Below are 20,218 nucleotides of genomic sequence, written 5' to 3' on the forward strand. Positions count from 1 at the left end.
CAATGCAGAACGTCGCAGAACGCCGCCGTGTCGATGTGACACCGGCGGCGTTTTGTATTCCGGATGGCGAGTTGCCGATGACCGTCAGGCGTCAGCGGCTTGCCGTTGTCCCAGACCGGGAATCCGGTCGACGGCCGACAGCACCGCCTCGGGGGCAATCGTCCGAGTACATTCGAACGCGCGCTCGGTGCCCTTGTGGCGCGGGCAGAAGTGAAAATCGTCGTGGTTGTAGCGAATGGCAGGGTCGTGCCAGCAGCCGGTGCAGACGTCCGGATTGATGACGCGGTAGGGTGTCGCGAACTCGTTGTGCGGCAGCGTGAAGCCGGAGATGAGGACCGTTGGTGTCTGCATCGTCCAGGCGAGCCACGACAGGCCGCTCGACAACCCGACGAACGCGTCGGCATGCTGGAGCCAGCGGGCACGTTCGGTCAGCGGCAGATCGCCCGTGGCGTCGATGGCGCCGTCCGGAATCAACTGCCAGAAGTCGTTCTTGCCGTGGCGTGGCTTCTGATCGATGCACACCACCTGCAAGCCGCGCTCGCGCAAACCCGCGACCACCGCATCCCATCCTCCGGGCCGATTCCAGTATTTGCACTGTGCCGTGCTCTGCACCGCGATGCACACGTACGGTTGTGCCATCGGACGCGACGTGTCCGGTAACGCCGTCTTCGCCGGGGCCTCACTGTCGTCCACGCCGAGAATGTGCGCCGCCGTCCGATGCAGCCCCGTCTCGCGAAAATCGCGCGGCTGCTGGATCAGCGTCGTGTCGTCGAAGAACAGGCCGACGTTGTACGTCGCGTAGTACTTGCGACGCTCCACCTTCTCCTGCTCGACGAAATCGATCTGCGGATGCGCGTCGCGAAACAGCGCGGCGACCGCCGGTGTGACCACGCACGCCAGTCGGCATCCATGCACCTCGGCGAAGCGCAGCGCATACGGTAGCCAACCCAGCACATCGCCCAGCGCGGCGAGCGGGAACTGGACAAGCACGTCCTGATCCCGAAGGTCGAAACGATGCTCGAAGACCACCACATCGTTGAGCCAGATCGTGATGCCGTAGGGCACGTAGTACTTGGCCGGGCTGCGCACCACGCCGGAGGATAGCGAGACGTCGTTCAGCGTGCTGTCGTCGCGCAGGTCGCTGATGCGCACACGCCACGGCAACGGCTGACCGAAGTCGGGGATCACCACGCGGGCGCCGTCGTTGAAGTCGAAGCGCAGGCCAGCCGGGCCGACCTGCGTTGGCAGCAGGGCGGGCGCGAGAAAGATCTGGCGCGGGGATTGGGCGAACGGCGTCACGGCCGGTGCGTTGCCGGCGGACGTCACGTTGTCGGGAGATGTGGGGGAGACGGCGTCGTTCATGGACGACACATTACGACGCCCGGCACGCGGGCAATCGCGCAGGAAACGAGCGGAAAAGGCCGTATTTCATGGAATTCGGCGATTTTGGCGGTGAAAGACCTTTCCGTCCCTTTCTTGCGCCACTGGCTTGTGCCCCGTTGGCTGTCACTTTTTGGCGTCGGAAGGGGCGCCCGCCACCATCTGATACTGCGTTCGCAACGCTTGCGTGAAGAGACGGTGCGTTTCCCGCGGGTTTTCGCGGCGGGTGAACATTGCTACGGGCGGCAGCGTCCACGTGAGCGACCACGGCACGATCGCCACACCGGCGATACGCACCAGTTCCTCGGCGATGTCGGCGGGCAGCAGGGATACGGCGCGCTCGCTGCTGGCGAGCAACTCCCCGGTCAGCCGCGACGAGAAGCTCTCCACCACGGGCACGGGCGGCACTACGCCGGCATGCAGGAACAGGTCGGAAAGCTGATCGCGCAGGGGTGTGTTCGGTGCACCCATCACCCAGTCGAGTTCGGCCAGTTGCGCCCATACCGGCGCGCTGCGGCCCAGCCGGGCGGCCAGGCGGCGGCTCGCGACCACCCGTGGCATCTGGTGATGCAGCACTTCGAACTGCACTTGCGTGGGGTCGACCGACGCCGCCGCGCGGGCGATCACGACGTCCAGCGTGTGATCGCGCAACTGCGCCATCAGGGCTTCGCTCGTGCCCTCGTGCAGCGTGACGGTCAGGCGTTGCGGAATCTGGGCCAGGGTCTGCTGGATGGCCGCCGCGAGCATCGTGCCGGAAATGTAAGGAATCACGCCGACCTGCAAGCGCGCGGCGTGTCCGGCCATCACGGCTTCGATATCGCGCGTGAGATGGTCCAGATCGTGCACCATCGCCTGCGCGCGGGCCAGCACCACGTCGCCCAGCGGCGTCGGGGTCATGCCGCGCGGCGTACGGTCGAACAGCGGGCCGCCGAGCATGCTTTCCAGCTCGGCCAGGGCGCTGGTTACCGCCGGCTGGCTGGTCGCCATATGCTCGGCCACCCGCGTGAGCGAACCGTGCTGCTGAATTTGCAACAGCAGCACGAGATGACGCATCTTGAGCCGGGTCGTCAGCCGCCGGACCACTTCCCCCGTATCGAAAGGCACCGCCACCATCTGTTCTCGATCCTCTGAAACCCCCGGTGCTCCGGGCTTATAACGAAAATATGATGCCCCCATAGTAATTCAGAATCGTCCCCCGCTGGCGGCTCCCTAGAATGGCCTCACCTCTGATGCGCCGGGGCGGTAGCCGTCTCCAGAACGGTTCGCTGCGCAAGACAGAGTCAGATAGCCGAGACATCCAACGAGGACGACATTGCCATGAGCAACAGCAACGATCACCAGGCCGCCCTGGAGTATCACCAGTTCCCGACCCCGGGCAAGATCTCCGTGACGGCCAGCAAGCCGCTCGTCACGCAGCGCGACCTGGCGCTCGCCTACACCCCGGGTGTCGCCATTCCGTGTCAGGAAATCGCGGCCGACCCGTCGGCCTCGTTCAAGTACACCGGCCGTGGCAACCTCGTCGGCGTGATCACCAACGGCTCCGCCGTGCTGGGGCTGGGCAACATCGGTGCGCTCGCGTCCAAGCCGGTCATGGAAGGCAAGGCCGTCCTCTTCAAGAAGTTCGCCGGGATCGATGTGTTCGACATCGAAATCACCGAGAGCGACCCGGACAAGCTGGTCGACATCATCGCCAGCCTCGAAGCCACGTTCGGCGGCATCAACCTCGAAGACATCAAGGCGCCGGAGTGCTTCACCGTCGAGCGCAAGCTGCGCGAACGCATGAAGATCCCCGTCTTCCACGACGACCAGCACGGCACCGCCATCACGGTGAGCGCTGCGTTCATCAATGGTCTGAAGGTGGTCGGCAAGGACATTCGTGAAGTGAAGGTCGTGACCTCGGGCGCCGGCGCTGCTGCGCTGGCTTGCCTCGACCTGATGATCGACCTCGGTCTGCCCATCGAAAACATCTGGGCGACGGACATCGACGGTGTCGTGTACGAAGGCCGCACCGTGGGCATGGACCCGGACAAGGCCCGTTTCGTCCAGAAGACCGACAAGCGCACCCTCGCCGAAGTGATCGAAGGCGCCGACGTGTTCATCGGTCTGTCTGCCGGCGGCGTGCTCAAGCCTGAAATGCTCAAGACGATGGCCTCGCGCCCGCTGATTCTGGCGCTCGCCAACCCGACGCCGGAAATCTTCCCGGAAGACGCCCGTGCCGCCCGCGACGACGTGGTGCTCGCCACCGGCCGCTCGGACTTCCCGAACCAGGTCAACAACGTTCTGTGCTTCCCGTACATCTTCCGTGGCGCACTCGACGTGGGCGCGACCACCATCACGCGCAACATGGAAATCGCCGCCGTGCACGCGATTGCCGGCCTCGCGCAGGAAGAACTCAACGACTCCGTCGCCAACGCTTACGGCGCGTATGACCTGTCGTTCGGGCCGGAATATCTGATTCCGAAGCCGTTCGATTCGCGTCTGATCGTGCGTATCGCACCGGCCGTGGCGCGTGCTGCCATGGAAGACGGCGTCGCTACGCGTCCGATCGAGGACTTCGACGCCTACGCTGACCAGTTGCAGCAGTTCGTGTACCACTCGGGCGCGTTCATGAAGCCGATCTTCTCGGCGGCCAAGCAACTCGTGCGTGACGGCGGCAAGTCGCGCATCGTGTTCGCCGAAGGCGAGGAAGAGCGCGTGCTGCGCGCGGTGCAGGTGATCGTCGACGAGAAGCTGGCGCGTCCGATTCTCGTGGGGCGTCCGGAAGTGCTGCTCGCACGCATCGAGAAGTTCGGTCTGCGTCTGCGTCTGGGCGAAGACGTCGAAGTCACCAACCCGTACTACGACGAGCGCTTCCACCAGTACTGGACCAGTTACTGGGAACTGCGTTGCCGTGATGGCATCACCAAGGAGATGGCGCGTGTCGAAATGCGTCGTCGTCTCACGCTGATCGGCGCGATGATGGTGCGTCTGGGCGATGCCGACGGCATGATCTGCGGCACCGTGGGGGCGTATCACGATCACCTGCGCTTTGTCGACGAAGTCATCGGCAAGCAAGCGGGCGCGAACACCTATGCAGCGATGAACATTCTGCTGCTCGACAAGCGCACCGTGGCGCTCGTCGACACGCACGTCAACGATGATCCGACGGCCGAGCAGATCACCGAATTCACGTTGGCTGCGGCCAAGCAGATGACGCGTCTGAACCTCAACCCGAAGGTCGCGCTGCTCTCGCGTTCGAACTTCGGCTCGGGCAGCGCCGCGTCGGGCACGAAGATGCGCCGCGTGCTGGAGATGGTGACGGCTCAGGCGCCGGATCTGGAAATCGACGGCGAAATGCACGGCGATTGCGCGCTGGACGAAGGCCTGCGCAGCCGCATCCTGCCGCACTCGCGTCTGAAGGGCGCCGCCAACCTGCTGGTGTGCCCGAACGTCGACTCCGGCAACATCGCCTACAACCTGCTCAAGACGGGCGCAGGCAGCAACGTGGCCGTCGGTCCGTTCCTGCTGGGTGTGGGCGCACCGGTCAACGTGCTGACGTCGAGCTCGACCGTGCGACGCATCATCAACATGACGGCGCTGACGGTCATCCAGGCCAATCGTGACTGAAGTCCACCCGGCGTTCGTGCTCCGGGAGGTGTTCCGGCGCGCGACGCCGGTCGCGATGCGCCAGACGGCGTAAGCGATCGAAGGTACGTGTGAGCCCCGACGGGGTCGGCAGCAGCATCGACACGATGCGTTGCCGAAACCGGCGGGGCTTTTTCATTGCGTATGGGGCTGCGTTCTGCGCATCGTCTTCATCAAGCGGCACACGCCGTGGCTTGCTCAGCAATCGCGTGCACAGCCATTCGAGCGCGCTGCACATCACAAAGTAGATCAGTGCGACGAACGCGAACACTTCGGCGGGATACACCATCAGCCGGCTGTTGACCTGCGTGGCGACGAACGACAGTTCGGCCACACCGACGATGTACGCCAGCGAGGTGTCCTTCACGAGCGACACCCACTGGTTGATGAACGATGGCGTCATGATGCGTAGCGCCTGCGGCAACACGATGTGACGCAGCGTCTGCACGCGCGTGAGACCGAGCGACATGCCGGCCTGCCACTGCGCGATGCCCACACCGCGAATCCCGGCGTAGACCGTGTGCGAGAGATACGCGCCGCCGATCAGCGCGAGCGCGCACGCCACGGTGGCAAGGCCGGGGACATTCACGCCGAACAGGATCGGCAGCAGGAAATACGTCCAGAAAATCAACATCAGCACCGGGATCGCGCGAAAGAAGCCGATCACGAACGTGAGCGCCCATCGCGACGGGCCGCTGAGCATCGCCAGTGCGATACCGCCGGCCAGACCGAGCACGCCCGAGGCGAGCGCGCTCACGCTCGCGAGCACGAGCGTGAGTGCCGCACCCGAGAGTGGGCCGTCGGGAAAGTCGCCCCAGAGCAGGTAGGGCAGGTTGTCGACTACGGCGGAGAAATTCATGGCGGGTTCATGACGGATGGGGGGGCGCCAGCGCGCGCGTGGTGCATCGGTAGGCGCAGACGAATCAAGGGGCGTAGCACGCGGTGATCAACGCGATGGCGCGGCGGCATGGCGATGCGTCGTAGTCATGCTGACGGCTTCGATCAGCGCGATGACACCGATATAGAGCAGCGTGGCGATGCCGAACGCCTGAAACGTCTTGAAGGTTTCCGTCTCGACCTGACGTGACGCGTATGAGAGTTCAGCGAGCCCGATCGCCATCGTCAGCGAGGAATTCTTCACGACGTTCATGTATTGCCCGAAGAGCGGCGGCAGGGCGATGCGCACCGCTTGCGGCAAGACCACGTGACGGAAGATCGCGAAGCGGGTGAGGCCGAGGGCGGCGGCGGCATGCGTTTGCCCGGCGGGCACGCCGCGCAGCCCTGCGCGAATCTCTTCGCCGATGAAGGCCGTGGTGTAGATCGTCAGGCCGACGAAGCCTGCGAGGGTTTCCAGCGTCGGCCAGCGGATATCGAACAGCACGACGTGCCAGACATGCGCCTGCGACAGCCATTGCACGGCATCCGGTGGCAGCAAGGCAGCCACACCGAAATACCAGAAGAAGAGTTGTACCAGCAACGGCGTGTTGCGCATGAGCGCAACGAACGTGGCGGCCGGGCGGGAGAACAGTGGGTTATCCGAGTTGCGCGCGACGGCCAGCACGAAGCCGAGCAACGTCGCGGCGGCGCTCGCGGCGGCAGCCAGCGCGAGCGTGACACCGAAGCCGGTCAGCAGCCAGCCGAGATACTTCGGGGCGAGCCAGTCGATCATGACGGGAGTTCCGATGGGGGCATGCAAGACGCGATTCAAGACGTGATGCGAGACGCTGTGCATGAAGCAAAGCAACAGGCCGGGCGCGCACGGGGCTCTCATCCCATGCGCCCCGGCCGGGGCCGACGGGCAAGCGTCAGACGGTGACGGCTTACGACTTATGCCTTATCGCCGATCTTGAACAGACGCGGCAGCGGCTGAGCCGACTTTGGACCGAACCAGCGGTCGTAGATGTTGGCGGCGGTGCCGTCCTTCTCCAGGTCGCGAAGCGTGTCGTTGACGAAGGTGGTCAGACGCGGCTCACCCTTGGGCACGCCAACGCCCATGTAGTCGTTGGAGATCGTAAAGGCGGGGATCTCGTAGTTCTGCTTGTCCGGCACGTTGGCGAGCAGACCGACGAGCTTCGGCCCGTCCTGTGTGATCGCCTGCACGGTGCCCGTGCGCAATGCGGCGAAGGCGAACGGCGTGTCGTCGAACGCGACGATGGTCGCCTTCGGGAATTTCTCGCGCAGCGTGATCTCGTTCGTCGTGCCCTTGTCGGCGCCGATACGCAACGCGCTCAGTTGGTCCGGCGACGACAACGTGCCTTTCTTGGCGAGGAATTGCTGACCCGAGGAGAAGTAGGGAATGCTGAAGTCGACCTGCTTGGCACGCTCGTCGGTGATCGTGAAGTTGGCCAGCACGAGGTCGACCTTCTTCGAGGTGAGGAACGGAATGCGGTTGGCCGGGTTGGTCGGTTGCAGTTCCAGCTTCACGCCAAGCTTGTCGGCGAGGGCTTTCGCGTAATCGACATCGAGGCCGACGATCTTGTGCGACTTCGCGTCCACGTAGCCGAACGGCGGGTTGCTGTCGAACGTGGCGACGCGCAGCACGCCGGCCTTCTTGATGTCGTCGAGCTTGTCGGCATGCGCGGCGAGCGGGGCGAGGGCGACGACGCCGAGCAGTGCTGCGGCGAGGGTCTTCGGCAGGGCGAGGCGTGCGCGTGGTTGGCGATTCTGGTTTTGCATGGCCTGTTGGGCTCCGTTTTTCGTTGATCCGTCATGAGTCCCGAAAGCGTCGACGCGTAGAAACACAGCGTGGACAGGCATCGACGGGGACCTGGCTGCGGGTAGCAGCGAGCGGGTATCAACGATAACGGGGCGGGCACGCGGGCCCAACCAACCGATTTTTCTTAGCAAAACGCCGACGCTGATAAGCGCCGGCGCTTTGTCACAACATCACTGCTTTACAGCATCAACTACGGCTTTACAGCTTCGCGGTCAAACGTACAACGAGAAGTACAACGAGAAGCGGCGATCAACCGTGGTAGCGGTCGTGATCATGATCGCGGTCACGACCGCGATTGTCGTGACGATCCGGACCCGGGCCCGGGCCATGATCCCATCCGCCACGGTTCAACTCCCAACCGTGCGGTCCCTGATGCCAGGCCGGTGCGCGATAGGCATAACCCGGGCGGGCACGTTCCCAGTGACCGGCACGCCACGCATGGCGGTGACCGTCCCAGTCCCAGAAGCCCGGTGCCCAGACATAGCCTGCACGCGGCGGCGGCACCGCCTCATAACGAGGTGCTGGCGGGGCGCCGATGCTGATCGAAACGCCCACCTGAGCGTGGGCCGGTGCAACAGCAACGCCGCCGAGCGTGGCAGCGACAAGCGCGATGGTCAAAGTCAGTTTTTTCATTTTCGCCCCCTTGAAAGCGAAGTTCTTGGTACGCCTTCATCGTACGAGGCGAAGGGGCCAATGACTAAGCAAATAGTCGTAAGAAAATGTTGAAAATGTTTCGTTTCATTCCACGAAAGTTCGCATGTGCAAAGGATTCGACGTCATCGGCAATCGGTCGGGATTGCCGATGGCGCACGGGTTTTCCTGGGCAGCGACGATGCTTCGATCAAAGCGAAGACGCGCGCTGATGCCGGTACTCCTGCGTGCGTCCGCCGTAACCGTAAGCCGCGGCGCGCGCATCGATCACATGGATGTACGAGCATGGGTGAACGTTGCCGAGCAATCCGCCGAGCGCTTCGAAGACCTGTGAAATGAATAGCGCCTTTTCCGCTTTCGTATTCGTCTCGTCCGTCACGCTGATATCGAGATGGAACGCGTTCTTGCCTTGCTCCGAGAGCGGCGCACCGCCGATGAACCAGCGCTCGTGAGGAATGTAATCGACAGTCACGGCAATGACTTCCGGCGCCTTGTGCAGCGTGTCGACGGTCAATTGCGAAACGGCGCGTACGGCGTCGCGGCTGAGCGAGTCGTTGGGGGTGCCCGAGAGTTGCAGGACGATGTGCGGCATGGTGAGGCTCCTGAAGAATGAGAGTCGATGAAGACGACGAGTTCAGTCTAGGGAGATGTTTGACATCGGAAAAGCAGGAATATACGATTTCATCCATCGGTTTCATCAATGGATGATCTCATGGCCCCCGGATTCGATTTCGATCAGTTACGCACCTTCGTCGCTGTGGCCGAGGCGGGCAGTCTTTCCGCTGCGGCGCCGCGCGTATTTCTGTCGCAGTCTTCCGTCAGCGAGCAGATTCGCAAGCTCGAAGAGCGCATCGGCGTGACGCTGTTCACGCGAGGCAAGCAGGGCGTGTCGCCCACGCCGGCGGGCGAGCGTCTGCTTGGACATGCCCGGCAGTTGATCGCGCAGTCGGAGCAGGCGTGGCACGACGTGCGCGGCTTCTCGCTCGCGGGGGAATTACGGCTGGCGATCACCGATTACTTCCGTCCTGCCGAGGTGGCGCGCATGCTGCGGCATCTTGGCGTGGCCTATCCGTCGCTGCGTATTCACGTGACGATTCTGAAAAGCGGCGTGATCGAGAGTGGTTACGACACGGGCGATTTCGACATCGGCCTGTCGATGCGTGTGCTCGGCAAGTCGCTTGGCCGAGATGCCGTTGCCGGCACGCGAACGCTCGGGCGCGAGTCGCTCGATTGGGTGGCATCTCCCGATTTCGTGCTGGACGACGGCGCACCGCTACCACTGCTGGTGCTGCCCGACACCTGCGCGCTGCATCGCTTCACCACGCAGTGGCTCGACGAGCAGCAGGTGCCGTACACCATCGCGCACGTGGCGTCGGGCGTGGCGGGGCTGCAATTGGCCTTGAATGCGGGACTGGGGGTGGCGTGTCTGAACGCGTCGGCGGCGGGGGCATCGCTTGTGCGCATCGAGACACTGATGCCGGGACGGCGTCTGCCCGCGCTGCCGGACGCCGAATTTCACCTGCTGCCCGCGCGTCGCGGCGAACCCGAGTGGGTCACGCAGGCGCGCGATGCGCTGGCGGAGCAGTTGACGGCGTCTGCCGGACTTACAGTGCGTTGAGCGGAATCTTCAGATAGCGGGTGCCGTTCGCTTCCGGGGCGGGCATATCGCCTGCGCGAATGTTCACCTGCACGGCGGGCAGGATCAGCGTGGGCATATCGAGGGTGCGATCACGGGCTTCGCGCATGGCGACGAAAGCGTCTTCGTCGATGCCGTCGTGCACATGGATGTTCGCGCGTCGCTGTTCGCCCACGGTCGTTTGCCAGTTCGCGGCGCGCCCGGCCGGCGGGTAGTCGTGACACATGAACAGGCGGGTTGACGCCGGCAGCGACAGCAGACGTCGAATCGACCGGAACAGCGTGTGGGCGTTGCCGCCGGGGAAATCGCAGCGCGCGGTGCCGACGTCCGGCATGAAGAGCGTGTCGCCCACGAAGACCGCATCGCCCACGAGATAGGCCATGTCGGCCGGTGTGTGGCCCGGCACGAACATCGCCTTTGCCTGCAAGGCGCCGATGGCGAACGTCTCGCCGTCTTCGAACAGATGGTCGAATTGCGAGCCGTCCGGCGGCACGTCCGCACCCAGATGGAACAGCTTCTTGAAGACGTGCTGCACGTCGCGGATGTGCGCGCCGATGGCGATGCATCCGCCCACACGCTCCTTGAGCCAGCGCGCCGACGACAGATGGTCCGCGTGCGCGTGCGTCTCCAGAATCCAGTCGACGGTAAGTTGCTGTGCTGCGACGAAGGCGAGCACGCGCTCGGCAGAGCCGGTGTGCGTGCGACCGGCTTTCGGGTCGTAGTCGAGTACCGGGTCGATGATCGCCGCATGGCCGCCGGGCGCATCGAACACGACATACGTGACCGTGGCGGTGACGGTGTCGAAGAAGGCTTCGATGTGTGCTGGCGTGGCTGACATGACCGGCTCCTGCAAGAATTTATCGATTCATATATTATAAATCAGTAAAGTGTCCGCACTGCATGTGACACCCCATGACATCGCGCAACGCGGTGCGGCATGTTGTCGCTCCCGCCGAGCCCGGATGTCCTGATTCGCCATCGATCCTGCCATGCCACGAGCCACTGCGCTATCCCCTGTCGAGCCTTTTGTGTCGGCGCCGTCTGCCGAGTCCGCCGCATCTGCCGCTGCGCTCGACGTCGCCCGTCTGCGCACGGCTGCTCAGGGGGCTACGGCCTTGTTGCGCGCACTCGCCAACGAAGACCGTCTGCTGATTTTGTGTCAGCTCACGCAGGGCGAGCGATCGGTCGGTGAACTGGAAGCTCAGCTCGACATCCGCCAACCCACGCTCTCCCAACAGCTCGCCGTGTTGCGTAGCGAGGCGCTGGTGACCACGCGACGCGACGGCAAACGTATCTATTACGCCGTGGCCGATGGGGCGGTGCTTGCCGTGCTTGCCTGTCTCTACGATCAGTTTTGTCCGAAACCCTGACGTCGCCTGGCGCGCACGGCGTACCCGGTCCGTCTGATTCAATCGATTTCCTCCGATCTCGCTGCGGGAGCTGGTTTTCATGACACTCGACACACTTCATTTCACTCCTTGGGCATCGCTTGCCGGTGGTGTGCTGGTCGGGCTGGCGGCCGTCTGGTTAATGCTGTCTTCGGGTCGCATTGCCGGCATCTCGGGCATCGTGGGCGGCTTGTTACGACCGAGGGCGGGAGACGTCGGATGGCGCGTGGCGTTCATCGTCGGGTTGATGGCGGCGCCGTGGGTGTATCGCGCAGTGGCCGTCGTCCCCGAGGCGCAGATCGATGCGAGCACGGCGATGTTGCTCGGCGCGGGGTTGCTGGTCGGCTTCGGCACGCGCCTGGGGTCGGGATGCACGAGTGGCCACGGCGTTTGCGGGCTGTCGCGTTTGTCGTGGCGCTCGCTCGTCGCCACGCTGTGTTTCATGGCGGCGGGTTTCTTGACGGTGTACGTCGTGCGTCACTTGTTGGGTATGGGGAGCTCGGTATGAAGAAGCTGTGCTTCGCGCTGATCGGCGGACTCGTCTTCGGCGTGGGATTGATTCTCGCGGGCATGGCGAATCCGGCGAAGGTGCTCGGCTTTCTCGACCTCGCTGGGAAGTGGGACCCGTCGCTCGCGTTCGTGATGGGCGGTGCGGTGGCCGTCGGCCTCGTCGGGTTCCGGCTCGCCCGGTCGCAGCCGCTGGCATGGACGGGGGAGCCCCGTGTCTGGCCGTCGTTGCGTGGCCTGGGGGACGTGGACAAGCGCCTGGTGATCGGTGCGTTGCTGTTCGGCGTGGGCTGGGGCATCGCCGGCATTTGCCCCGGCCCGGCACTGGTGTTGCTCGGCGCCGGTTCGGGCAAGGCGGTGCTGTTCGTCGTCGCAATGGTCGCCGGCATGGCGATCCACGCCGTGGTCATCCGGCCCGAAGCGAAGTCGACGTGACCGTCGCAGCCACAGTCACGTTCGGGCGTGCCCGGCCGTGGCTGTCAGTGCTTCCGCGCTAACTCCGTGCCCGCGTCGGCGGGTAGCTGACGCGTGACCGGAATCGACAGCAGCGAGAACAGACCGATGACCAGAAACGCGGGCAGGAAATCGCTTGCCATCAACTGCTCATGGCCGGCCAGTCGGCTGCTCGCCTGCAAGACCATCCCGGAAATCGTCACGCCCAGACCCAGCGACAACTGTTGCACGACGCTCGCGAGGCTGGTGGCGCGGCTGGCATCCTCGCTGCCGATGTCGGCGTAGACGATCGAGTTCAGGCAAGTGAATTGCAGCGACGGGAAGAATCCGCCGAAAGCAACAACGCCCAGCATCACGATGACCGGCGTGTTGTGCGTGAAAAGGCCGTAGGAGGCGAGCGCCAGTCCCGCCAGTCCGGCATTCACGATCAGCACCTGACGGAAACCGAATCTGGCGAGCACTCGCTGCGCAATCGCTTTCATGAAAATCGCACCGAAGGCCGAGGCGCACGTGATCATGCCGGACTCGAACGGGTCCATGTGCAAGCCTTCCTGCAACGCCAGCGGCAGCAGAAACGGCACGGCGCCCAGACCGATCCGGAAGAGCGAACCGCCCACGACGCTCGCGTGGAACGTCGGAATGCGCAACAGGCGGAAGTCCAGCAACGGGGTTTCTACGCGATTGGCGTGCAGCCAGTAAGCGTAGATGAACAACGCGCCCAGCACGCACATCACGATCACCACGGTGTCGCTCACCTGATGCTCGCCGATCAGCGCGAGCCCGAGCATGAGCAGACCGCTGCCGAGGGCGGAGAGCACGAAGCCGCGAGTGTCGAGCGGCCCGGCGTCGCCGCCGCGTTCGTTATCGATGTACTTGCCCGCGAGATAGATGCCGAGCAGGCTCACGGGAATATTGATGAAGAAGATCCAGCGCCAGTGAAGGTAGGCGGTAATCGCTCCACCCAGCGGCGGCCCGATGACCGGGCCGAGCAGGGCGGGCATCGTCAGATAGCCGATGGCCTTGACCAGCTCGTGCTTGGGCACGGCGCGGAAGATGACGAGGCGTCCGACCGGGACCATCATCGCGCCGCCCACGCCTTGCAGGAAGCGCGCGAACACGAACGTCGGCAGCGTGAACGACACCGCGCACAGGATCGATCCCGCCATGAAGATGCCGATCGCCGTGCGGAATACGTTGCGCGCGCCAAAGCGGTCGGAGACCCAGCCGCAGATCGGAATAAAGATGCCCAGCCCCACCACGTAGGCGGTGAGCGCCATCTTCAGCGAAATCGGATCCTGATGGAGGTCGCGTGCCATGGCGGGCAGCGAGGTGGTGATCACCGTGGCGTCGATGTTCTCCATGAACAAGGCGCAGGCGATGATGAGCGGAATGATGACGGCGCGCGACACGATGGGGGGGAGACGGCTTGCGCAAAGACTCGGATTTTCCCACGATTTAAGCGCTTGCTTCAATCGCCAAGGCGACGTTGATCGATGTTTTGCCGCCAATCGTGGTTCGGTGGGGCTCTATGGGCGTCCCGACATCCGATCGGTCAGACGGCCGGCAAACCGGCTAACCGGCGGTCAGGCGATCAAACGATCAGGTCGCCGGCATCCATCCGGTAAAGCACGTGACGGCGCAGGCGATGGCCTGGCGGAATCAGCGGGTGCAGGAAGTCTTCGTCGGGACAATGATGCATGCCGATGCGTTGCATCACAGCGCGCGAGCGGACGTTGGCCGGCACGGTGAAGGACACGAGGTCGTCCATGCCGAGCGTGTCGAAGGCGTAGTGCGCCGCCGCCGTGGCGGCTTCCGTCGCATACCCCTTCGACCAGAATGCCTTTGCGAGCCGCCAACCGATTTCGACGGCCGGCGCGAACGGGGCTTCGAAACCCACCCGCATCAGCCCGACGAAGCCGGCGAACGGCGTTACTCCCGGAATCTCAAGTGCCCACGGGCCATAACCATGCGTCTGAAGATGCTGCGCAAGACGCAGCGCGACGGCGTCGCTCTGCATCCGGTCCAGCGTCGTGGGGAAATGGCGCATGACGTCGCGGTCGGCATTGAGTGCAGCGAAGCGCGGCAGATCGTCGGTATGCCACTGCCGCAGAATCGTTCGCGGTGTGACGATCGTGGGCGCCTCGGTGTCGAAAGGCGAATGAGGATCGGAAGCCGTGGTCGATAGGGGCATGCGTTCAAGTCCGTAAAGAATCGGCGCTAATTCCGACCGCAAATGAGAAATGTCATTTATCAGCAAAAGCTTAATTACGCCATCGACACGAGGTCGAATCCACCGGAAAGCCTCGATTTTCGGCGATCGGCGCGGGACTGACCCATCGACCGATTTGCTTATCTTACGAAAACTTTTTCGATTCGTGAAATCGGATTGGCGTATGAGTTTGACGTATACGTCAACAAAATCGGGTGTGCGGTTCCCGCGTCCCGATTTATCGCTATTCCGACTGGTAGACGCGCTTCGATAGATATTGTGATGGCGTTCATTGGGGCGAACGGTGATCGGTTTGACAGATGCGCCCGGCGAAAATGACGAAATGCGACGAATCCTCAAGCTAAATCCTCAACTGAACTTATCCGTAAATTGCGGGCCTCATTGAGAATTGTCCGATTGATTGATCCGTCTCCGGAGTGTTTCGGATAACAGAATGATCGGAATGTGCTTAAATATTTATGATCGTATATTTTGATGCGTCGAATTATGTGTGAAGTTGCCCCACTGTGGCTTTCCTCTCATTAGCCCGAAAAATCTTTCCTATCCTTGCAGCATGGTGCGTGAACCGATAGTGCCGCGTGGAGTCCTGATCAGTTGGCGGCGAATTCCTCTCATATGGCGAGGGAATTGACTGGGCGTTCGGGGCGATATGGACAGGCTTATCGTGGGATCGCCGGTTGCGATAATCCGGCATTGCTGCCCCGCTGTTGTGCATTGTCTGAAGTGTCTCTCGGACAATTCAATGAGATTTGTGCTTCCTCAGACTCATTTGATGGAAATGCGGTTTTCAAATTATTAAAACTCGTGCTATTTTAAGTGGCGATCCATTTTTAACAATGTAAGGACACGCCAGATGGCAAGCTATAAGGAACTCGTCGCGCAACGCGACAAAATCGAAAAGCAGATCGAAGAGGCCCGCGCCCGTGAAGTGGCGGAGGTCATTGCTCAAGTCAAACAGAAGATCCAGGAATACGAACTGACCGCGAAGGATCTGGGTCTTGCCACGACGGACGGCCGTCGTCGCGCCGTTCGCGCGCAAATCGCTCCCAAGTACATGAATCCGGCCACCGGTGAAACGTGGTCGGGCCGCGGCCGCGCGCCGAAGTGGGTCGGGAAGAACAAAGAGAAGTTCCTGATCAAGTAATTCGCCGGCGTCAGCCGGACTGGCATTGCCGGTCACATGCCAGGGTGGTTGGGGAGCAGACGTTGCTGTGTCTCACTCGCACAGCGTTGCCATCTGTCCAACGTGTCCCTGTGAGCAGTAGAGCACAGCCCAGTAGTCGTATTGCCCCCCAACCCGGATCGCCTGGCTGTGGCTTGATGTGATGCAGTGCCGAGAAGACAAAACCCGCCGTTCGTTCATCGACGGCGGGTTTTTTCATTGGGTGAGAATCGAATGGGCGCTTTGCGATGCTAACGAGGCGCTGACGAGGTGCGACGAGGATGCTAACGAGGTGCCGACGGGGCGCTTTCGGGGCGTTTCCGAGGCACTGGCATCGTGTTATTCGGCGCCAGGATCGTCCGGCGGGAACATCAGCGTCACCTGCAAGCCGCCGGCCGGGCGATTGGCGAACGACACGCGTCCACCCAGTTGCTGGGTGAGCTTGTCGACGATGGCGAGGCCCAGTCCGCAGTGTGCGTTGCCGCCCCGGGCCGGATCGAGCCGTACGAAAGGCCGCACGATGCGATTGATGTCCTCGTTGGGGATTCCCGGGCCGCTGTCCTCGATCACGAGACGCCAGCCGCTCGCATCCTGCGAGGTACGGATGGCCAGTGGCGCGCGCCCATAGGTCACGGCATTGTCGAGCAGGTTGTTGACGATGCGCTCCAGATACGTCTGGCGCAGCTTGAACCCCGGCCCGGCCTGCAAATCCAGTTCGACGGCGTAGCCCTGATCGAGGAATGGCGCGGCCAGCGCAGGAAGTCGCGCCTCGACCGGCGACGCCGCACTGTCGACCTCCACGCCGCGCGCGAACAGCAGGAACTGATCGACGATGCGCGTCATCGATTCGGCGTCACGCGTGATGCCTTCACTCATCTGGATGTCGTCGAGCATCTCGGCACGCAGTCGCAAACGCGCCAGCGGCGTCTTCAGGTCATGGGCAATGCCGGCGAGCATCGTATTGCGCTCGCGATCGGTTTGCACGATGTCCTGACTCATCCGATTGAAACGCTCGGTGAGCTGGCGCAGCTCCAGCGGGCCGCGTTCCTTGACCTGCGTTCGAACGCGATGGGTCGCCAACTGCTCGGCAGCGGCGGCCATATCCCGCACCGGGCGCTGCAACTGCCACGCAGCGAACAGCGCGAAGATGACCGTAATGCCGAGCACGGCGGCCAGCCCCGGCAGAATCGTTGCGGTCCCGGGCGGGTTGCGCACGGACAGTACCGGTGTAGCGATCCAGTAGTCACGGCCCGGCAGGCGGGCCCAGATGCGCGGTGGCGGCGTACGTTCCACACGCAATTGCGTGCCGGCGGGCAAACGGCGGGCGAGCTCGGTCGTCAGTCGCGCATTCTTGCCGGGCGGCTCGAAGACATCGCCATGCGCGAACGAGACGGGCACCACCTGCACGAGATCGGGCAACGTCAGATTCGAATTGCCCTCATGCACCTCGGACGCGGCCTTGATGATGAAGGCCATCTGCTCGGCGGCGTTCTGGACACGCGTCTCGTCGTGATCGCTGCGAAGGATCGTGAGATACGAGAAATGGCTGATGACCAGCGCCGCAATGATGAGTACGGCAAGCCGGCCGAAAAGCGTATCGAAACGGCCTTTCATGCAGGGCTCCGCGTGTCGGCCGTCAGGGGTAACGAAAACAAAATCGGCTGCATGCCGGAGTCCTTGTCAGACCGGTGCATCAACCGGTCGCCATGTCGGCCCGCTGGCCGTCGGGAACGAAGATATAACCGCGTCCGCGCACTGTCTGGATAAAGCGCGGGCTCTGTGCGTCCTCGTCGAGCAGACGGCGCAGGCGCCAGATCTGTACGTCGATGCCGCGGTCGTTGACGTCGCTGTCGGCGCCGTAGAGCAATTCGATGATGCGTTCGCGAGACAGCACCTGCATCGCGTGATTCACCAGCAGACGCAGCAATCCGTATTCGCCGTCCGAGAGCGTGAGCAACTGCGAGTCGCGCGTGAGCGTGCGGCTGCGGAAGTCGAGCATGAACGGGCCGAACGCATAGTTTTCGCGTTGTTCGGGCACGGCGGCATCGGGCGTCTTGCGACGGCGCAACACCGCGTTGATGCGCGCGAGCAGTTCGCGCGGGCTGAACGGCTTGCCCAGATAGTCGTCGGCGCCGATTTCCAGCCCGACGATACGGTCGATCTCATCGCTGCGCGCCGTGAGCAGGATCACCGGCACGTCGTCGTTGCGGGCGCGCAGGTCGCGCAAGGCCGTGAGGCCGTCGACCTTCGGCATCATGAGGTCGAGCACGATCAGGGCAGGGCGCTCGCGCTCAAGGCGGGCGGCCAGCCCTTCGCCATCGTGCATGACAGCGACGGAGAAGCCATGGCGGCTCAAATACTCGCGCAGCAGGTCACGCAGATCGGGATCGTCGTCGACTACAAGAATCTTCATATTCGCTCGGACAGGTTGTGTCGTCATGATAGTGGTCTCCCTGCTCTGCTTTACACGTGTTTTGTTTCCGGAAATTACAGTCTTGGTTGCCTGTAACGATGCGTAATAATAGAGCGAGCTTCGATAACGCACGAATTTCGTTCGCGTCACGTAAGCTTCGGTCTCTTAATCAGACGCCCTGATTCCTGTTTGATGTCTCGCTGATTCGTCATTATCAGGACGTCTGACGCACACCCAGCCGCACGCCCGACGCGCATGTCTCATGTCGCGGGAACGCTGTGGCAAGGCAATGCACGGTAAGGCGCCGCACGGCCTCCGCGAAGGGGATTCGACGCGATCCGCGCATGCTCGCCCGGACGGTCGTCCGAACCTTGGCGATTCAGTCAGGTCTTTCAGCAACGTCGGATGTTTCCGAGCGCCAACACAGAGAAAGCTGATGTAACGAGCCATCTCGTTGAGCTGTTACAACCGTCTGCTATGCTGATTGGCCATTGAGGTGTGTGCCGTCGTTCGGGGCTTCCGGGCGATTTGCCGCGCCGCAGCAATCCGATAAAAAAGAACGTCGTCCGTATCGGACGAATCCGCCAACTACTCCGCTGTTAAGAGGAAGTCATGACCGAGCACGGTCCCCACGGTTCCGACAAGCCGAACGGTTCAGAGCGTTCACCTGCCCCGCAGGTGCCGCCGACACCACCGGTTTCGACATCTCCCGCGCCGTCGCGCAAGCGTCGCTGGCTCGTGCCGGGCGTCATCGGGCTGATCGTCGTGCTCATCGCCGGGGGTGTTTACTACCGCCTGCATTCGCAGAACGCGCAGGGCCCGGCGCAAGCTGGCGGGCGCCGTGGCGGGCCGCCGGGCGGCATGCCTGGCGCGGGCGGACCGGCTACGCCGGTCACTGCCGTCGAGGCGAAAACCGGGGATCTGCCGGTATTCCTCAATGGACTGGGGACTGTGACTCCGACGCGTAGCGTCACCGTGCATTCGCGGGTGGACGGCCAGCTCATGAAGGTGCATTTCAAGGAAGGCGATATCGTCAAAGCCGGGCAGTTGCTCGCCGAGATCGACCCGCGTCCGTTCCAGGTGCAGGTCACGCAAATGGAAGGCCAACTGGCGCGCGATCAGGCGCTACTCAAGAACGCCCAGCTCGACCTCGCCCGTTACGAGACCCTGCTCAAGCAGGACTCGATCGCCACGCAGACGGTCGATACGCAGCGTGCCCTCGTCAAGCAGTACGAAGGGACGGTCAAGTCCGATCAGGGCCAGCTCGATAACGCCCGCCTGCAACTGACCTATGCGAGCGTCACGGCGCCGGTGTCCGGTCTTGCCGGCCTGCGTCAGGTGGATCCGGGCAACATCATCCACGCGTCGGATACCAACGGTATCGTCATCATCAACGAAGTCACGCCGATCACGGTCGTGTACACGATTCCGGAAGACAACCTGCCCAAGGTCGTCAAACGCACGCGTGGCGGGGAAACGCTGCCGGTCGAGGCTTTCGACCGGGCGGGCAAGATCAAGCTGGCCGAAGGCAAGCTCGCGTCCATCGACAACCAGATCGATACGACGACGGGCACGGTGAAGCTCAAGGCCGAGTTTGCCAATGCCGACGGCATGCTGTTCCCGAACCAGTTCGTCAACGTGAAGATGCTCGTGGACACGCTCAAGGGCGCCACGCTGATTCCGACGGCCGCCGTGCAGCGCGGCACGCAAGGCAGCTTCGTCTATACCGTGCAGCCGGATCAGACCGTCAAACTCAAGACGGTGAAAGTTGGCCCGACTGACGGCACCAACATGGCGGTCGAGTCAGGCATTGCGCCGGGCGAGAAGCTGGTGATCGACGGCATGGACAAGTTGCGTGACGGCGCCAAGGTCGAAGTGATCACGGCGGAGAGCCGTGCGGCGGCCGTCGCGCCGCATGCGCCGGGTGAGAAGCGCAACGGCAACGGTGGCGGACACCGTCGTCAGGCGCAATAAAAGGTGCTCAGGGCGCTCGCCGAAGTCGCAAGACCGATGCTGACGCGCCCTTTGACCCTGCTGTCCCGCTTACGTATCGCCACG

18 protein-coding genes and 1 pseudogene are annotated in these 20,218 nt (G+C 63.1%); 7 read left to right on the forward strand and 12 right to left on the reverse strand.

The genetic code is table 11. From position 1 onward, the window contains the following. Window positions 1–84: 84 nt before the first annotated feature. Both A9762_RS08345 and A9762_RS08350 read right to left on the reverse strand, forming a co-directional pair. Complete coding sequence (locus A9762_RS08345) at window positions 85–1,362, reverse strand: autotransporter strand-loop-strand O-heptosyltransferase (RefSeq protein WP_069341580.1); 1,278 nt, start codon at window positions 1,360–1,362, stop codon at window positions 85–87. A 144-nt stretch (window positions 1,363–1,506) separates the two neighbouring features. Further along, window positions 1,507–2,484 (reverse strand): LysR family transcriptional regulator, encoded by a 978-nt coding sequence (locus A9762_RS08350; protein ID WP_069341636.1) that lies wholly within the window; start codon window positions 2,482–2,484, stop codon window positions 1,507–1,509. A 213-nt stretch (window positions 2,485–2,697) separates the two neighbouring features. Between A9762_RS08350 and A9762_RS08355 the strand changes: the two genes are divergently transcribed. Further along, window positions 2,698–4,986: an NADP-dependent malic enzyme gene (locus tag A9762_RS08355; RefSeq protein ID WP_069341581.1), complete on the forward strand. Its 2,289-nt coding sequence runs from the start codon at window positions 2,698–2,700 to the stop codon at window positions 4,984–4,986. Window positions 4,987–5,128: 142 nt separating this feature from the next. On the opposite strand, the pseudogene A9762_RS08360 reads toward A9762_RS08355, so the two are convergent. The 5 genes and pseudogenes from A9762_RS08360 to A9762_RS08380 all read right to left on the reverse strand — a co-directional run. Beyond that, window positions 5,129–5,863 (reverse strand): annotated as a pseudogene (locus A9762_RS08360) (amino acid ABC transporter permease); the annotation flags it as partial. 87 nt (window positions 5,864–5,950) lie between these two features. Beyond that, window positions 5,951–6,673: an amino acid ABC transporter permease gene (locus A9762_RS08365; protein WP_069341637.1), complete on the reverse strand. Its 723-nt coding sequence runs from the start codon at window positions 6,671–6,673 to the stop codon at window positions 5,951–5,953. 158 nt (window positions 6,674–6,831) lie between these two features. Next, complete coding sequence (locus A9762_RS08370) at window positions 6,832–7,680, reverse strand: ABC transporter substrate-binding protein (RefSeq protein WP_069341582.1); 849 nt, start codon at window positions 7,678–7,680, stop codon at window positions 6,832–6,834. A 289-nt stretch (window positions 7,681–7,969) separates the two neighbouring features. Beyond that, window positions 7,970–8,353 carry a YXWGXW repeat-containing protein gene (locus A9762_RS08375; RefSeq protein ID WP_069341583.1) on the reverse strand — a complete coding sequence of 128 codons (384 nt, stop codon included), beginning with the start codon at window positions 8,351–8,353 and terminating at the stop codon, window positions 7,970–7,972. Window positions 8,354–8,561: 208 nt separating this feature from the next. Continuing rightward, the gene (locus tag A9762_RS08380; protein WP_069341584.1) at window positions 8,562–8,963 is read right to left on the reverse strand and encodes a 4-oxalocrotonate tautomerase family protein; all 402 of its coding nucleotides are present in this window, start codon (window positions 8,961–8,963) and stop codon (window positions 8,562–8,564) included. 108 nt (window positions 8,964–9,071) lie between these two features. Between A9762_RS08380 and A9762_RS08385 the strand changes: the two genes are divergently transcribed. Then, window positions 9,072–9,989, forward strand: coding sequence for a LysR family transcriptional regulator (locus A9762_RS08385; RefSeq protein ID WP_083253754.1), 918 nt, complete (start codon window positions 9,072–9,074; stop codon window positions 9,987–9,989). Here the strand turns inward: A9762_RS08385 and A9762_RS08390 are convergent. Then, window positions 9,976–10,845, reverse strand: coding sequence for an MBL fold metallo-hydrolase (locus A9762_RS08390; protein WP_069341585.1), 870 nt, complete (start codon window positions 10,843–10,845; stop codon window positions 9,976–9,978). The two genes, A9762_RS08385 and A9762_RS08390, sit on opposite strands and share 14 nt — an antisense overlap. Window positions 10,846–10,996: 151 nt before the next feature. Here A9762_RS08390 and A9762_RS08395 point away from each other — a divergent pair, with 151 nt between their 5' ends. The 3 genes from A9762_RS08395 to A9762_RS08405 all read left to right on the forward strand — a co-directional run bounded on the left by A9762_RS08395 (window position 10,997) and on the right by A9762_RS08405 (window position 12,337). Continuing rightward, window positions 10,997–11,377: a helix-turn-helix transcriptional regulator gene (locus A9762_RS08395; protein WP_083253755.1), complete on the forward strand. Its 381-nt coding sequence runs from the start codon at window positions 10,997–10,999 to the stop codon at window positions 11,375–11,377. Window positions 11,378–11,456: 79 nt separating this feature from the next. Beyond that, a complete protein-coding gene (locus A9762_RS08400) occupies window positions 11,457–11,903 on the forward strand; it encodes a YeeE/YedE family protein (RefSeq protein ID WP_069341587.1) in 447 nt (148 codons plus the stop codon). Beyond that, window positions 11,900–12,337 carry a DUF6691 family protein gene (locus A9762_RS08405; RefSeq protein WP_069341588.1) on the forward strand — a complete coding sequence of 146 codons (438 nt, stop codon included), beginning with the start codon at window positions 11,900–11,902 and terminating at the stop codon, window positions 12,335–12,337. The genes A9762_RS08400 and A9762_RS08405 overlap by 4 nt, the downstream gene beginning before the upstream one ends. Before the next feature lie 44 nt (window positions 12,338–12,381). On the opposite strand, the gene A9762_RS08410 is transcribed toward A9762_RS08405, so the two are convergent. Then, window positions 12,382–13,764 carry an MFS transporter gene (locus A9762_RS08410; protein ID WP_083253756.1) on the reverse strand — a complete coding sequence of 461 codons (1,383 nt, stop codon included), beginning with the start codon at window positions 13,762–13,764 and terminating at the stop codon, window positions 12,382–12,384. A 182-nt stretch (window positions 13,765–13,946) separates the two neighbouring features. Continuing rightward, window positions 13,947–14,546 carry a GNAT family N-acetyltransferase gene (locus A9762_RS08415; protein WP_083253757.1) on the reverse strand — a complete coding sequence of 200 codons (600 nt, stop codon included), beginning with the start codon at window positions 14,544–14,546 and terminating at the stop codon, window positions 13,947–13,949. Window positions 14,547–15,438: 892 nt separating this feature from the next. On the opposite strand from A9762_RS08415, the gene A9762_RS08420 reads away from it, so the two are divergent. Then, window positions 15,439–15,729, forward strand: coding sequence for an H-NS family nucleoid-associated regulatory protein (locus A9762_RS08420; protein WP_069341589.1), 291 nt, complete (start codon window positions 15,439–15,441; stop codon window positions 15,727–15,729). Window positions 15,730–16,086: 357 nt separating this feature from the next. Here A9762_RS08420 and A9762_RS08425 read toward each other — a convergent pair whose 3' ends face one another. Both A9762_RS08425 and A9762_RS08430 read right to left on the reverse strand, forming a co-directional pair. Further along, entirely contained in the window at window positions 16,087–17,361 is a 1,275-nt protein-coding gene (locus A9762_RS08425; protein ID WP_069341590.1) for an ATP-binding protein, read from the reverse strand. A 79-nt stretch (window positions 17,362–17,440) separates the two neighbouring features. After that, entirely contained in the window at window positions 17,441–18,160 is a 720-nt protein-coding gene (locus A9762_RS08430) for a response regulator (protein ID WP_069341591.1), read from the reverse strand. A 612-nt stretch (window positions 18,161–18,772) separates the two neighbouring features. On the opposite strand from A9762_RS08430, the gene A9762_RS08435 reads away from it, so the two are divergent. Further along, window positions 18,773–20,134, forward strand: a complete 1,362-nt coding sequence (locus tag A9762_RS08435; RefSeq protein WP_240493485.1) for an MdtA/MuxA family multidrug efflux RND transporter periplasmic adaptor subunit — start codon at window positions 18,773–18,775, stop codon at window positions 20,132–20,134. The last annotated feature ends 84 nt before the right edge of the window (window positions 20,135–20,218 follow it).

This window comes from Pandoraea sp. ISTKB, assembly GCF_001721285.1.
GTDB classification, from domain to species: Bacteria; Pseudomonadota; Gammaproteobacteria; order Burkholderiales; family Burkholderiaceae; genus Pandoraea; species Pandoraea capi.